We start from the raw sequence: 14892 nt of genomic DNA on the forward strand, positions 1-14892 counted from the left end.
AGATATTTCTTTTGAGAAAGGAAAAAGATGAGCAACATTTCAACTGATTTGCAAGATGTCGAAAAAATCATCGTGCTGGACTATGGTAGCCAATACAACCAGCTGATTTCACGCCGTATTCGTGAAATTGGTGTTTTTTCAGAGCTAAAAAGTCACAAAATCTCAGCTGCAGAGGTTCGTGCGATTAACCCTGTAGGGATCATCCTCTCTGGTGGACCAAACTCTGTATACGAAGATGGTTCATTTGATATTGACCCAGAAATTTTTGAACTTGGCATTCCAATTTTGGGAATCTGCTATGGTATGCAACTTTTAACTCATAAACTTGGAGGAAAAGTTGTTCCTGCAGGTGATGCTGGTAACCGCGAGTATGGCCAATCACCACTTACTCATACCACTTCTGCCTTCTTTGAAGGGACTCCTGAAGAACAGATTGTTTTGATGAGTCATGGCGATGCTGTTACAGAGATTCCAGCTGATTTTGTTCGTACTGGCACTTCTGCTGACTGTCCTTATGCAGCTATTGAAAACCCAGAAAAGCACATTTACGGTATCCAATTCCACCCAGAAGTGCGCCATTCTGTATACGGAAATGATATCCTTCGCAACTTTGCCCTTAACATCTGTAAGGCTAAAGGCGACTGGTCAATGGACAACTTCATCGACATGCAGATCAAGAAAATCCGTGAAACTGTAGGTGACAAGCGTGTTCTTCTAGGTCTATCAGGTGGTGTTGACTCTTCTGTTGTTGGGGTTCTTCTTCAAAAAGCAATCGGTGATCAATTAATCTGTATCTTTGTAGATCACGGTCTTCTCCGTAAGGGAGAGGCTGACCAAGTTATGGACATGCTTGGTGGTAAGTTTGGTTTGAATATTGTCAAAGCCGATGCTTCAAAACGCTTCCTTGATAAACTTGCTGGCGTTTCTGATCCTGAGCAAAAACGAAAAATCATTGGTAACGAATTTGTTTATGTCTTTGATGACGAAGCAAGCAAGCTAAAAGATGTAAAATTCCTTGCTCAGGGAACGCTTTACACTGACGTGATTGAGTCTGGTACAGATACAGCCCAAACCATCAAGTCACACCACAACGTTGGTGGTCTTCCAGAAGACATGCAGTTTGAATTGATTGAACCATTGAACACCCTTTATAAAGACGAAGTCCGTGCCCTCGGTACAGAGCTTGGTATGCCAGACCACATCGTATGGCGCCAACCATTCCCAGGACCAGGTCTCGCTATCCGTGTCATGGGTGAAATCACTGAAGAAAAACTAGAAACTGTTCGTGAGTCTGATGCTATCCTTCGTGAAGAAATCGCTAAAGCTGGACTTGACCGTGATATCTGGCAATATTTCACTGTCAACACAGGCGTTCGTTCAGTTGGTGTTATGGGTGATGGTCGTACTTATGACTACACGATTGCCATTCGTGCTATCACTTCTATCGATGGTATGACAGCTGACTTTGCCAAGATTCCTTGGGAAGTCCTTCAAAAGATTTCTGTACGTATCGTAAATGAAGTGGATCACGTTAACCGTATCGTCTACGATATTACAAGTAAACCACCTGCAACCGTTGAGTGGGAATAGGCCAATCGCACTTAAAAAGAACTCTGAATCAGATTCAGAGTTCTTTTTTATATGCAGGGAAAGCATTTCTGCTTTCCTTTTTTTATTTGCGTTTCTTCTTCGCTTTTTTCATTTTGTTGGCCATGCGTTTCATAGACTGTTTCATGGCGAATTCGCCAATTTTACCTTTGAGTCCGCCACCAAACATCTGGGTCATATCTGGCATGCCTGCTCCTCCGAGAGCTGACATATCCGGCATACTACCTTGCCCCATCATGCCTTCAAGGGCAGACATATCCATTCCTCCCATATTTGGCATATTTTTAGGGAGGTTATTTGGATTGATGCCCATTTGTTTCATCATCTTGTTCATATCACCAGACATGACACCTTGCATGAGCTGTTTGGCCTGGTTAAAGTCCTTGATGAATTTATTGACTTCGACAAAGGTATTTCCAGAACCTGCAGCAATACGACGGCGACGACTTGGATTTAACAAATCAGGGTTTTCACGTTCTTCAGGTGTCATCGAAGATACGATGGCACGTTTGCGCGCAATCTGGCGCTCATCCACCTTCATATTTTGAAGGGCAGGGTTGTTAGCCATACCTGGAATCATCTTGAGCAAGTCTTCCATTGGCCCCATGTTTTGCACCTGATCCAATTGATCGATGAAATCATTGAAGTCAAAGGTGTTTTCGCGCATCTTCTCAGCCATTTCAAGTGCTTTTTGCTCATCGTATTCCTGAGAAGCTTTCTCAATCAAGGTCAACATATCCCCCATACCAAGGATACGGCTTGACATACGGTCTGGGTGGAAGGTTTCAATATCTGTGATCTTTTCACCCGTACCAGTGAACTTGATAGGTTTACCAGTGATGTGGCGAACAGACAAAGCTGCACCACCACGAGTATCCCCATCAATCTTGGTAAGAATAACACCAGTCACTTCTAACTGAGCATTGAACTCACGGGCAACATTAGCCGCTTCCTGACCAATCATGGCATCAATGACAAGGAGGATTTCGTTTGGTTGGGCTAAGGCCTTAACGTCACGAAGCTCATTCATGAGAAGTTCATCGATTTGTAAACGCCCTGCCGTATCGATCAAAACATAGTCGTTATGATTGGCTTGCGCTTGCTCCAAACCTTGGCGAACAATCTCAACAGCTGGCACTTCTGTTCCAAGTGCAAAAACAGGGACATCGATTTGTTGTCCAAGTGTTTTCAACTGATCGATGGCTGCTGGACGATAAATATCTGCCGCAATCATCAAAGGACGAGCATTTTCTTCCTTCTTAAGTTTATTAGCCAGCTTACCAGCAAAGGTCGTTTTACCAGCCCCTTGCAAACCGACCATCATGATAATGGTTGGAATTTTTGGTGACTTGATAATTTCTGCCGTATCGGAACCTAAAACAGCTGTCAATTCCTCATCAACGATTTTAATAATCTGTTGGGCAGGATTGAGGGTATCAATGACCTCGTGTCCGACTGCACGCTCACGAACTTTCTTGATAAAGTCCTTCACAACAGGCAAAGCAACGTCGGCTTCCAGCAAGGCCAAGCGTATCTCTTTGGTTGCTTCCTGGACATCAGCCTCAGAGATTTTTCCTTTTTTACGTAGATTTTTAAAAACGTTCTGTAAACGTTCTGTTAAACTTTCAAATGCCATTTTTTTCTCCTATGTTTCATTAATTCGGTGGAAAACGTCCAAAATCTTGTAAACAAACAAGTTCTTCTGGAGTGACTTCTTTCATTATCTCATTTGGATATCCCCAACAGCTAAATCCCTCTTGAAGAGCTCGAGAGATAGAATCAGGCGAGAGGATTTGTAGTCTTGTGGGAAAAGGAGCCTCAGCAGCTAATAGTTTACAGGGTATACCTTTGTAGATGACTATACTCCCCATACTTATTCTCTATTATCAATGCTTGTTAAAACTTCTATCTGCTCCTGCAGAAAATCATCCTTGGGATAGCGCTCCAAGATCTGGTCAAAAATCTGACTGCGGACAATGTAGTCCGAATACATGTGCAATTTCATCTCATAATCTTCTAGAATCTTTTCTGTCCGCTTGATATTATCATAAACAGCTTGACGACTGACACCGAACTCTTCAGCAATCTCAGCAAGACTGTAGTCATCAGCATAGTAGAGTTCAATATAGTTCATCTGCTTGTCTGTCAAAAGCGCAGCATAAAATTCAAAAAGCGCATTCATACGATTGGTTTTTTCAATTTCCATAATTTTTATTATACCAAAAAAACGATTATACTGCTAGAGTAGGAGCACTTTAAATAGGTCAAGAATAAAAAAAGAACCTTGCAAGGCAAGATTCTTTTAGTGTCTGACTTAAATAATTGTTCTTCTGGGAACCTAATCGAATTAAGCTTCGATTTCTGTAACCATACCTGAACCAACAGTACGTCCACCCTCACGGATAGAGAATGTAGTACCTTGTTCTACGGCGATTGGGTGGATCAACTCAACGTCGATAGTCACGTTATCACCAGGCATTACCATTTCAGTACCTGCTGGAAGTTCGATTGAACCTGTAACGTCAGTAGTACGGAAGTAGAATTGTGGACGGTAGTTGTTGAAGAATGGAGTGTGACGTCCACCTTCTTCTTTAGTAAGGATGTAGACTTCACCTTTGAATTTAGTGTGTGGGTTGATTGAACCTGGTTTAGCGATAACTTGTCCACGTTCGATTTCGTCACGTTGAATACCACGAAGAAGGACACCTACGTTATCTCCGGCAAGACCTTCATCAAGTTGTTTACGGAACATTTCAACACCAGTAACAACTGCTTTTTGAGTTTCGTCTTTGATACCAACGATTTCGATTTCGTCGTTGACACGAACAGTACCACGGTCGATACGTCCTGAAGCAACAGTACCACGTCCAGTGATTGAGAATACGTCTTCGACTGGGAGAAGCAATGGTTTATCTGTATCACGTTCTGGTTCTGGGATGTACTCATCAACAGTATCCATCAATTCCATGATGATATCTTCGTATTTAGCATCACCTTCAAGTGCTTTAAGAGCTGAACCTTGGATAACTGGAAGATCGTCGCCTGGGAAGTCGTATTCTGACAAGAGGTCACGGATTTCCATTTCAACCAATTCAAGCAATTCTTCGTCGTCTACCAAGTCAATTTTGTTCATGAAGACGATAAGGTGTTTAACACCAACTTGACGTGAAAGAAGGATGTGTTCACGAGTTTGTGGCATTGGTCCGTCAGTTGAAGCTACTACAAGGATAGCTCCGTCCATTTGAGCGGCACCAGTGATCATGTTTTTAACGTAGTCCGCGTGTCCTGGAGCGTCGATGTGAGCATAGTGACGTTTTGCAGTTTCATACTCAACGTGTGCAGTGTTGATAGTGATACCGCGTTCGCGTTCTTCTGGAGCAGCATCGATAGACGCATAGTCTTTAGGTTGGTTAACTGCTGAAGGCAAGCGACGTGCCAAAACAGTTGTGATAGCTGCAGTCAAAGTAGTTTTACCGTGGTCAACGTGTCCGATAGTACCAATGTTAACGTGTGGTTTACTACGATCGTATTTTTCTTTTGCCATTTGAGTAAAAGCCTCCAATAAAATATATTTTATAGATAGACAGTAGGCAATACAGTCTAACTTTCCTTACTATTTTATCAAATTTCTGCTAAATTGCAAGTGTTTTACACATATTTTATGAATTAATCTGAATCTTACAAAGTGCTGTTCTTCTGCTTCTTTATACAATTCAAGCGGTATTATGCTCACAAAAAAATCAGGTTCCCCTGATTCTAAATGGATTCTGATTTTTCCAGTTCTTTAGCTTCCTTATGATTTTCATATAATTTCGCCAAGAACTTAGTGATTTCTTTGAGAATAGAGTAGGTTGGCACTGCTACAATCATCCCTATGACGCCGTAGATATTACTTGACAATAAGAGGAGTACCAAAATCGTAATCGGGTGTACTTTCATAACCCCTCCAACGATACGTGGATAAAGAACATTTCCATCAATCTGTTGAATAATAAGCATATAAGCAACCGCAATCAACATACGATGAGGATCCGTGAACACATTCGCAATCACCATCGGAATCAAGCCAATACTTGGACCGACATAAGGGATCAAATTTGCGATTCCAGAAAAAATAGCAAAAACAAGAGCGTACTTTAATCCGATAACGCTATAACCAATATAAGCTAAACATCCAATAATAACCGCATCAATTGCAATTCCACTGATATAGCGCGCTATGGTCGTATTAAGGTTGGTTAAGAGGCTAGAAAGATTTAATTTATCATGTTTTAAGACAGTTCGTTCCAACATTGGTAGCAACTTATGACCATCCAACAAGAAATAAATCAAAAATACAGGGGTCATAATGAGAATCAGAACCGTGCTAAACAAGGCTGAAAGAACACTTCCTAAACTATTGCTGACGCTATTCAGGATATTCTGTAGGATATCCACATAGGAGAGATTTAACTGTTGAATTGTTTGTTGAATATCGATATTCTGGAAAATAGGGTTCATCGACAAATCAATAACCAAATCCTGCAATCTGCTATAGATATTTTGACTAGAAATAATCAAGCTGGTCAACTGATTAATCAGAATCGGCAAGAGATAGACGACCCCAACCACGATAGCACCAATCAAGGCACAAAGAGTGACCAAGACACCAATTAGACGATTGATTTTACATCTCTTTTCTAAAAAAGTAACGATTGGATTTGTAATGTAGTAAAAAAATCCACCAAGCAAAAATGGAATCATAATGGTATTCACAACCGTCACGAAGGGAGTAATGATGGCTCCCATTTCTCTCCAAAGATAGAAAATCAGTGTTAATAATAAAATTTCAGCTGTCCAAAAAAATAATTTGTTTCTACGGAACATCGGTATCCTCCTTCTCTCCATTTTACCATATTTCTGAAAAAGATAAGATGGCTTTAGTAAAAAAGCGAGAATATTTTTTTTCTTTATGATAAAATAAAGCTAATATGAAAAAAATAATTTTATCTTTTATGACACTTTTAGTTTTTGGAACAGCTTCTACTGTTTCTGCTCAGGAGTTTGATGTTGCTGCTAAACATGCCATTGCCGTCGAGGCTACAACTGGAAAAATCCTCTACGAAAAAGATGCAAATCAGCCTGTAGAAATTGCTTCTATTACCAAACTTGTTACAATTTATTTGGTCTATGAAGCTCTGGAACAAGGAACTATCAGCCTATCTACACCTGTTGATATTTCGGACTATCCTTACAAACTTACAACTAATTCTGAGGCGAGTAACGTCCCTATGGAAGCTCGAAATTATACTGTTGAACAACTATTAGAGGCTACAATGGTATCCAGTGCAAACAGCGCTGCGATTGCACTAGCAGAAAAGATTGCTGGTTCTGAGAAAGACTTTGTAGACAAGATGAGGGCTAAACTTCTTGAATGGGGAATTCAAGATGCAACTATTGTAAACACTACTGGTTTAAATAATGAGACCCTTGGCGATAATATCTATCCTGGTTCTAAAAAAGACGATGAAAACAAGTTGAGTGCCTACGACGTTGCAATAGTCGCTCGTAACCTCATCCGAGATTATCCTCAAGTTTTGGAAATCACCAAAAAGCCAACTTCTACCTTTGCAGGACTTGAAATCCACTCAACCAACTATATGTTGGAGGGAATGCCTGCCTATCGTGGTGGTATTGATGGACTAAAGACAGGTACTACTGATAAAGCTGGTGCTTCATTCGTTGGAACAACTGTTGAGAAAGGGATGCGTATTATTACAGTTGTTTTAAATGCAGATCAACAAGATACCAACCCTTATGCACGTTTTACTGCTACTTCTGCACTTTTAGATTATATTTCTGCAAACTTTGCCTTAAAAACTGTTGTTCAGAAAGGTGAAGCATACAATGATAGTAAAGTAACAGTTCTTGATGGTAAAGAAGATAATGTGACAGCTGTCGCTAAGTCAGACATTTCCATCGTCCAACGCATCGGAAGCGCTACTACACCAGCCCTCCAATTCACACCGAAATCAACATCAGAAATGGCTCCATTGGAAGAAGGCAAGGTTGTTGGTACTTTAACCTATGAGGACCAAGATTTGATTGGCCAAGGTTATCTCGCTTCTGACAAACCATCTTTTGAAATGGTTTCTGAAAAGAAAGTAGAAAAAGCCTTCTTTTTGAAGGTTTGGTGGAATCAATTTATCCGCTTTATCAATGAAAAACTATAAAAAAATCGCGATTTTCTTCGCGATTTTTTCTTTATTTCATTTCTTTAAAAGCCGCTTCTGCATCAGCATTGCTAATAGCACCAAATTGGATTTTTCCGATTTTACCCTGACTGTCAATCAAGTATTCCGTTGGAATACTACGAATTTGGTAGGCTTGGAAGGTAGTTGCTTGCGTATCATATAAAACTGGAATATCCTTGTAGCCTTGTTCTTGGTACCATTTTGGGAAGTCTTGAACTGTTTTTTCACCTTGGAGACCTGGTGCAATGACACTCAAGATTTCAAAGTCTCGATCTTGTTTGGCAGCTAATTCCATCAACTCAGGCATGCTTTTTTTACATGGTCCACACCAAGAAGCCCAGAATTTCAAATAGACCTTTTTCCCTTTATAGTCTGATAACTTCACTTCTTTGCCATCCATAGACTGCAAGGTGAAGTCTGGCGCATCCTTACCGACTGCGATTTGTTGAACAGCAGGTTGTTTTGGACTGCTTGTCTGTTTGGTTACTTTTTCACCACAGGCAATCAACAAGAATAGAGACATGAGGCTCAATCCAGCAAAAATAACTTTTTTCATTTTTTCTCCTTTTATCCAAGAATTCCTGACAAGGCATTTAACTGCCCTAGCATTAATAATAATCCCATCAAAATAATCAAAGCTCCCCCGATTTTCTTTAGTAGGATCATATGGGGTTTTAATTTACTAAAGTAGGGCATAATCCAGCCCGAAGCCAAGGCCAAAACAATGAAAGGAAGGGCCATTCCCAATGTGTATACTAATGTTAACACGGCTCCTTGCCAAGCACCATTGCCACCGGAAGCTGCTAGGGCCAAGACTGAACTTAAGACTGGTCCGATACAAGGGGTCCAACCAAAACTAAAGGTTATCCCAAGTAAAAAGGCTGACAGATAGTGATTAGACTTTGATTGTTTGAAGGTGACTGTCTTTTGAACCTCCAGTTTATTGAAATGCAAGATTTCCATCTGATGAAGTCCTAAAAGAATAATGACTATTCCCATAGCATAACGAAACCAGTCTGCATAGAGCATGTGCCCTAGGAATCCAGCTCCAAATCCTAAAATAAAGAAAATGAGGGAGATTCCAGCAATAAAGCACAAGGTTCGAATTAAACCTGACCATGCAACGTCTCTTCCAAAAAAGCGAAAGCTTTTCGAATTTCCCTGATCATCCAGTAAAATACCAGCATAGACAGGTAGCAAAGGAAAGATACAGGGTGAAAAGAAGGACAGGATACCTGCAAAAAAAACGGATACTAGAAATATAATCGACTCCAACAAATTACCTACTTTCTCAAAATTCTAATCCTATTTTACTACAAAAGGATAAATTTGTAAGAAGTCCGCTACGCTTATTTATTTTGATAAAATTTGACACAAAAAAAGGAGCTAAGCTCCCTTTTTTAATACGTTCCTTCTTCGCCTTGGCTAGTCAAGATAACTGGACCGTCTTTGGTAATCACGAACTGGTGTTCATATTGGCAAGACAAGCCGCCATCTATAGTCTTATGAGCCCAGCCAGTCTTCATATCTGTATCGATTTCCCAGTCACCAGTATTGATCATGGGTTCAATGGTTAGTACCATTCCTTCACGGAGACGGAGACCACGACCTGCAACACCATAGTTAGGGACCATTGGCTCTTCGTGCATAGTTGGACCAACACCATGACCAACCAAATCACGCACTACACCATAACCGCGACTTTCAGCGTATTCTTGAATGGCCGCACCGATATCGCCGATACGATTGCCAACAACTGCTTGCTCAATCCCTTTATACATAGCTTCCTTGGTCACGTCCATCAGGTTTTTCACTTCTTCAGACGGTGTACCAACCGCATAAGCCCAACATGAGTCAGCTAAACCACCAGTATAACTTTGTGTGTATTTTTTCATTTGCTCAACATTGTTAAAGTTGAGTTTAGATACATTGAGGTCGGATTTGGCAATCGGACCACCCAGTACCATGTCAACCTTGAGCAAATCGCCATCTTTCAAGATGTAATGACGTGGAAAAGCATGAGCTACTTCGTCGTTGAGAGAGCAACAGGTGGCATAGGGGTAATCCATGACTGCCCCATCCACGCCAATCTGTAGAGGAAGGAAATTCTCTTCTTTACAACGTCGACGAACATACTCTTCTACTTCCCACATATCCACGCCTGGCTTAATCAAATCACGTAAGCCGATATGGATACTAGCTAGGAAATCACCAGCCTTGTTCATGGCTTCGATTTCACGTGCTGATTTTAAAGTTATCATTTTTTCTCCTAGATTCTAATTAATTTTAACCGTAACATTTGCTTTTGAAACAATCTGATGACCATGATAAATATCATAATCAATAATAGCTGAGCGTCTCGTGTGGTGAATAATCCGAGCCTGAATCCGCAAAGTATCATCTATCTGCACAGCCTGCAAGAAATAAATCAACATCTGTTCAATGATGAGATTTCGCCCGCTATTGACAACAAGGTCTTGGGTCATGTGATTGAGGATTTCAGCCAAGACACCATTAGCAAGTACACCATTTTTCTCCAACATAAAAGGTTCAACAGTAATGACTACTTCATCATGATGATAAGAGAGTTTTTGTCCGATTTGCTCGGAGAAAGTCGGCAAAGCTGAAACTTGGGAACGACTCATCTTTTCCATGACATCTCGTCGTGTTACGACACCGAGTAAGGTTTGGTTACTTCTGACTACCGGAACCATCTCAAAGTCTTCTGCGATCATCCGTTGACTAACATTGGCAATATTGGTCGCTAAGCCTGTTACAAAGATACTACGTGTCATCACCTTGTCAATCGTCGTGCTGGGGGATTTATCTCCTGCGTCACGCATAGTAACAACCCCAACAACCACTTGATGTTGGTTAATGACTGGAAAACGACTACTTCTGTTCTTACGGACCAAGTCTAGATAGTCTTTGACCGTATCCGTTTCTCTCAAAAAACCATACTCATGACTGGGACGATAGAGCTTTTCGACTGTCAGAATATCGGTTTTGATTTGAACATTTGAGAGGGCTTTGTTAATCATGGTCGCTACTGTAAAAGTGTCATGTTTACTCCTCAGAACTGGAATCCCTTTTTTATTAGCCAACTCAAGAACATCATCTTGGACATGAAAACCACCTGTAACGAGGACTGCATTTTCATTTTCCAGCGCTAAAAGTTGAATACGAGTACGGTCACCTACAATCAAAAGACCCCCATCATGGAGATAGGACAGGATATTTTGCTCTGTCATAGCCCCAATGGAGAATTTACTAAACTCTCTCTCAAGACCTTCCTGACCAGCTAAAACTTCAGAGGAGGTGACTTCAGCAATTTCAGCATAGGTTAGCCTCTCAATAGCCACTTTCTGGGACTTGACTCGTATGGTTCCACTACGTGGCCGAGTTTCAACGATGCCACGATTTTCAGCTTCTTTGATAGCTCGGTAGGCGGTTCCGTCACTAACACCTAGGTGATTGGAAATACTGCGTACACTAACTCTCTTTCCAATTGGCAACTCTTCCAGATAGGACAAAATTTCCTGGTGTTTACTCATTGAATTCTCCTTTTATGTATCGAAATTCAAGATAGTCCCTCATTTTTCGTGTATAACGATCGCTCCCCTTAAACTGTCGGACGAGACTAAAGCCCGATTTTAAGGCTACTTTTTGACTAGCTTGATTCTCCAAATGAGTGATGATGGATAATTGTTTTAAACCAAATTCTTCAAATGAAAGCTGACATAGTTTGGTAACTACTTCTGTCATAAAACCTTGTGACCAAGAATCTTTTTTTAAAAAGTAACCAATTTCTGCTTCTTTTTTGATTTCATCAATCTTTTCAAATTTAATGGAGCCAATCATTTCCTGATTTCCTTGGAGACAAATTGCCCAAACACCCAGAGGATTCTTCATAAAATAGTTAGCAAGGGCGTACTGACTTTCTTCCAAACTTGCTTGACTGGGAAAAATAAACTGTAAATTCTCAGGGTTTGAAGCAATCTCGAAAAACGCTTGACTGTCACTAAAAAAGAAAGGACGCAAATACAAGCGCTCCGTTTCAAAAAAAGAAAACATTGCTAATTTGGTCCAAATATTCATAATCACCTCAACGGCTTAGTCTTCAACGAGTGTAATATCCGCTCCAAGACTACGCAATTTTTCAATAATATCTGAGTAGCCACGAAGGATAAACTCAATATTCGTAATTTCAGTCTGGCCTTGAGCCATCAAGCCAGCGATGACAAGTGCAGCACCAGCTCGCAAGTCTGTAGCTTTTACACTTGCCCCGTGTAACTTACGACCACCGTTGTAGATAATGTGATCGTTTGTAGTCGTAATATCCGCATCCATTTTTGATAACTCAAAGACATGGTTAACACGTTTCTCATAAATCGTATCAATAATGGTTCCACGACCTTGGGCAGTTAGTAAAAGTGGCGTGATAGGCTGTTGCAAATCAGTTGCAAAACCAGGATAAGGAGCTGTTTTGATATTGATGGCCTTCAAATCAGACTGTTCTTCAACGAAGATACTGTCTTCTGAGACCGTCATACGAACGCCCATTTCCTCGAGTTTGGCGATAAAACCTTCAAGATGCTCATAAAGAACGTTGTTAATACGAATTCCTTTACCAACCGCAGCAGCAAGCGAAATATAAGTCCCAGCTTCAATACGATCTGGAATAACCTGATGACGCGTTCCATGAAGTTTCTCGACACCATCAATAATGATAATATCAGTTCCTGCACCACGAATATGGGCCCCCATATTGTTCAAAAGGGTAGCGACATCAATAATTTCCGGTTCACGAGCCGCATTTTCAATAACAGTGCGTCCCTTAGCTTTAACTGCAGCAATCATCGTGTTAATCGTTGCACCAACGCTGACGGTATCCATGTATATACTTGCGCCATGAAGCCCCTTACCTTGGGCAGATAAATTCATATTATCTCCCTCATAGCTGACCTTAGCACCCATGGCTTCAAAGGCTTTTAAGTGAAGGTCAATCGGACGAGGCCCCAGATCACATCCACCAGGAAGTCCAACTGTAGCTTCACCAAAGCGACCTAAAAGACTTCCGTAGAAATAATAAGAAGCACGCAAGCTATTAATCTTGCCATAAGGCATAGGAATGTTTTGAACACCTCTTGGATCAATCTCCAAGACATCCTCATAACACTTAACAGTCGCCCCCATAATTTCCATGATTTCGACAAGACTAGCAACGTCTGAAATATCTGGAACACAATCTAAAGTGACAATATCATCTGATAAGATAATAGCTGGAATAAGCGCTACAACACTATTTTTAGCACCACTAATGGTGATCTCACCTTGCAATGGACGTCCACCATTGATGACAATTTTTCTCATGTTTTACTCTTTCAAAATTTACTAAAAAGGTCTTTTCATTCTATTATACCATAATTTTCAGTTTTTTCCCATTCCTATTTACTAAATACCATCTCATTTTGATAAAAAAAGACCTATCACTCAAGCTTTTCAGCCTGAAATGATAGGTTTTTGTGTTAGATTAACGTACTGTACGGATACGCATTGTGTTTGTACGAACAGCTTCTCCAAGTGGCACACCTGCAACGATAACAATATCGTCACCAGATTCTACAAGACCTGCTTCAACTGCTTTACGTTCAGCGATTTCGAACATAGCATCAGTTGATGATGGAGCTTCAGTCAACATTGGGATAACACCCCAGTTCAACATCAATCCACGCTCTGTCAATTCGTCGAATGTCAATGCCAAGATATCAGCATTTGGACGGTATTTAGAAATCAAACGAGCTGTGTGACCAGTCTTAGTAAGAGTAACAACCAATTTGATGTTCATTGAGTTAGTAGCATCTTTAACAGCTGAAGCCATAACTTCTGTCTTAGAGTTACGTTCGAATGTATCTGAGTTTAAACGTCCGTATTCGTTAAGAAGAGTTTGAGCGTTCTTGTCAATTGTAGCCATTGTTGTTACTGACTCAAGTGGGTATTTACCGTTTGCAGACTCACCTGAAAGCATTGTAGCATCAGTTCCGTCGATAACAGCATTAAATACGTCTGATACTTCTGAACGAGTTGCACGTGGTTTTTCAGTCATTGTTTCAAGCATGTTTGTTGCTGTGATAACAACTTTACCTGCTGCGTTCACTTTAGTGATGATCATTTTTTGATAAACTGGAACCATTTCGAATGGTACTTCGATACCCATGTCACCACGAGCGATCATGATACCGTCAGCAGCTTCAATGATTTCATCCAAGTTATCGATACCTTGTTGGTTTTCGATTTTCGCAAACAATTGAACGTGACCATTACCAGTTTCTTCACAGATTGCACGAACTTCGTCGACGTCTTTTGCAGTACGTACGAATGAAATCGCGATGAAGTTGATACCTTGTTCCAAACCGAAACGGATATCATCGTTATCACGTTCAGCAAGTGCTGGGAAAGGAATTTTAGTGTTAGGGATGTTTACACCTTTCTGCTTAGCAATGATACCGTCATTTTCAACGACTACTTCAAATTCACGAGTTGCATCGTCTTTTGCGAAAACACGAAGACCCAATTTACCATCGTCAACTAAAACTTGGTGACCAACTTCAACATCATCGTAGATATCAAGGGCACCAGCAACGTTCAAAGCAATCACATCACGAGTTGATTTGATTCCTTGTTTAGTTGCAACACGGATTTTTTCACCAGTTTTGTAAGAGTACTCTTTTGCGTCACCTTCAAACAATTCTGTACGGATTTCAGGTCCTTTAGTATCAAGAAGGAAACCAACTTTTTTACCTGCAAGTTTTTCAGCAAGTTTAACAGTTGCCATACGCTCACCTTGTTCTTGGTGGTCACCGTGTGAGAAGTTGAAACGGAAAGTGTTTGCTCCTGCTTCAATCAATTTAGCAATATTTTGAGCTGAAGCTTCAACGTCAAGTTTTTCACCCCAGTATCCGTCTTCACCGAATTTTTTACCACCACGGATTTCAACCGCAGGACCTAAAGTTGCAACGATTTTTACACGTTTGTTCATGATTTTTGTGAC

Annotated in this window: 14 protein-coding genes; 2 read left to right on the forward strand and 12 right to left on the reverse strand. The window is 40.7% G+C overall.

The features are described 5' to 3' along the window. Window positions 1-27 precede the first annotated feature (27 nt). Window positions 28-1590, forward strand: a complete 1563-nt coding sequence (gene guaA, locus KX728_RS05380; RefSeq protein WP_215804613.1) for a glutamine-hydrolyzing GMP synthase — start codon at window positions 28-30, stop codon at window positions 1588-1590. A gap of 82 nt (window positions 1591-1672) precedes the next feature. On the opposite strand, the gene ffh is transcribed toward guaA, so the two are convergent. From ffh to KX728_RS05400, 5 genes are all read right to left on the reverse strand, one after another. After that, the gene (ffh, locus tag KX728_RS05385) at window positions 1673-3244 is read right to left on the reverse strand and encodes a signal recognition particle protein (protein WP_045617009.1); all 1572 of its coding nucleotides are present in this window, start codon (window positions 3242-3244) and stop codon (window positions 1673-1675) included. A gap of 19 nt (window positions 3245-3263) precedes the next feature. Continuing rightward, window positions 3264-3479 (reverse strand): hypothetical protein, encoded by a 216-nt coding sequence (locus KX728_RS09410; protein ID WP_045617008.1) that lies wholly within the window; start codon window positions 3477-3479, stop codon window positions 3264-3266. A 2-nt stretch (window positions 3480-3481) separates the two neighbouring features. Further along, on the reverse strand, window positions 3482-3814 hold the full coding sequence (locus KX728_RS05390; protein ID WP_000402068.1) for a putative DNA-binding protein: 333 nt from the start codon (window positions 3812-3814) through the stop codon (window positions 3482-3484). 141 nt (window positions 3815-3955) lie between these two features. Continuing rightward, the gene (gene tuf / locus KX728_RS05395) at window positions 3956-5152 is read right to left on the reverse strand and encodes an elongation factor Tu (RefSeq protein WP_045617007.1); all 1197 of its coding nucleotides are present in this window, start codon (window positions 5150-5152) and stop codon (window positions 3956-3958) included. A gap of 212 nt (window positions 5153-5364) precedes the next feature. Beyond that, complete coding sequence (locus KX728_RS05400) at window positions 5365-6474, reverse strand: AI-2E family transporter (RefSeq protein WP_000489825.1); 1110 nt, start codon at window positions 6472-6474, stop codon at window positions 5365-5367. A 104-nt stretch (window positions 6475-6578) separates the two neighbouring features. Between KX728_RS05400 and pbp3 the strand changes: the two genes are divergently transcribed. Beyond that, a complete protein-coding gene (gene pbp3, locus KX728_RS05405; protein ID WP_045617006.1) occupies window positions 6579-7820 on the forward strand; it encodes a D-alanyl-D-alanine carboxypeptidase PBP3 in 1242 nt (413 codons plus the stop codon). A 31-nt stretch (window positions 7821-7851) separates the two neighbouring features. Here pbp3 and sdbB read toward each other — a convergent pair whose 3' ends face one another. From sdbB to pyk, 7 genes are all read right to left on the reverse strand, one after another. Further along, window positions 7852-8397 (reverse strand): thiol-disulfide oxidoreductase-associated lipoprotein SdbB, encoded by a 546-nt coding sequence (sdbB, locus tag KX728_RS05410; RefSeq protein WP_045617005.1) that lies wholly within the window; start codon window positions 8395-8397, stop codon window positions 7852-7854. 11 nt (window positions 8398-8408) lie between these two features. Further along, on the reverse strand, window positions 8409-9116 hold the full coding sequence (gene ccdA2, locus KX728_RS05415; RefSeq protein ID WP_045617965.1) for a thiol-disulfide oxidoreductase-associated membrane protein CcdA2: 708 nt from the start codon (window positions 9114-9116) through the stop codon (window positions 8409-8411). A 125-nt stretch (window positions 9117-9241) separates the two neighbouring features. Further along, window positions 9242-10102, reverse strand: coding sequence for a methionyl aminopeptidase (locus KX728_RS05420; RefSeq protein ID WP_045617004.1), 861 nt, complete (start codon window positions 10100-10102; stop codon window positions 9242-9244). Between the two features lie 15 nt (window positions 10103-10117). After that, on the reverse strand, window positions 10118-11395 hold the full coding sequence (gene spxR, locus KX728_RS05425) for a CBS-HotDog domain-containing transcription factor SpxR (protein ID WP_000033809.1): 1278 nt from the start codon (window positions 11393-11395) through the stop codon (window positions 10118-10120). Beyond that, on the reverse strand, window positions 11388-11939 hold the full coding sequence (locus KX728_RS05430) for a GNAT family N-acetyltransferase (RefSeq protein WP_001028745.1): 552 nt from the start codon (window positions 11937-11939) through the stop codon (window positions 11388-11390). The genes spxR and KX728_RS05430 overlap by 8 nt, the downstream gene beginning before the upstream one ends. A gap of 15 nt (window positions 11940-11954) precedes the next feature. Continuing rightward, entirely contained in the window at window positions 11955-13214 is a 1260-nt protein-coding gene (gene murA / locus KX728_RS05435; RefSeq protein ID WP_084937855.1) for a UDP-N-acetylglucosamine 1-carboxyvinyltransferase, read from the reverse strand. Between the two features lie 160 nt (window positions 13215-13374). Continuing rightward, entirely contained in the window at window positions 13375-14880 is a 1506-nt protein-coding gene (gene pyk / locus KX728_RS05440; RefSeq protein ID WP_215804612.1) for a pyruvate kinase, read from the reverse strand. Window positions 14881-14892 lie beyond the last annotated feature (12 nt).

Origin of the sequence: Streptococcus oralis, assembly GCF_019334565.1 — a bacterium.
Classification (GTDB): domain Bacteria; phylum Bacillota; class Bacilli; order Lactobacillales; family Streptococcaceae; genus Streptococcus; species Streptococcus oralis_CR.

Bases quoted from the DNA above. Each gene is read 5' to 3' on its own strand.
- guaA (WP_215804613.1), top strand. From the start codon at position 28: ATGAGCAACATTTCAACTGATTTGCAAGATGTCGAAAAAATCATCGTG.
- ffh (WP_045617009.1), bottom strand. From the start codon at position 3,244: ATGGCATTTGAAAGTTTAACAGAACGTTTACAGAACGTTTTTAAAAAT.
- KX728_RS09410 (WP_045617008.1), bottom strand. From the start codon at position 3,479: ATGGGGAGTATAGTCATCTACAAAGGTATACCCTGTAAACTATTAGCT.
- KX728_RS05390 (WP_000402068.1), bottom strand. From the start codon at position 3,814: ATGGAAATTGAAAAAACCAATCGTATGAATGCGCTTTTTGAATTTTAT.
- tuf (WP_045617007.1), bottom strand. From the start codon at position 5,152: ATGGCAAAAGAAAAATACGATCGTAGTAAACCACACGTTAACATTGGT.
- KX728_RS05400 (WP_000489825.1), bottom strand. From the start codon at position 6,474: ATGTTCCGTAGAAACAAATTATTTTTTTGGACAGCTGAAATTTTATTA.
- pbp3 (WP_045617006.1), top strand. From the start codon at position 6,579: ATGAAAAAAATAATTTTATCTTTTATGACACTTTTAGTTTTTGGAACA.
- sdbB (WP_045617005.1), bottom strand. From the start codon at position 8,397: ATGAAAAAAGTTATTTTTGCTGGATTGAGCCTCATGTCTCTATTCTTG.
- KX728_RS05420 (WP_045617004.1), bottom strand. From the start codon at position 10,102: ATGATAACTTTAAAATCAGCACGTGAAATCGAAGCCATGAACAAGGCT.
- spxR (WP_000033809.1), bottom strand. From the start codon at position 11,395: ATGAGTAAACACCAGGAAATTTTGTCCTATCTGGAAGAGTTGCCAATT.
- KX728_RS05430 (WP_001028745.1), bottom strand. From the start codon at position 11,939: ATGAATATTTGGACCAAATTAGCAATGTTTTCTTTTTTTGAAACGGAG.
- murA (WP_084937855.1), bottom strand. From the start codon at position 13,214: ATGAGAAAAATTGTCATCAATGGTGGACGTCCATTGCAAGGTGAGATC.
- pyk (WP_215804612.1), bottom strand. From the start codon at position 14,880: ATGAACAAACGTGTAAAAATCGTTGCAACTTTAGGTCCTGCGGTTGAA.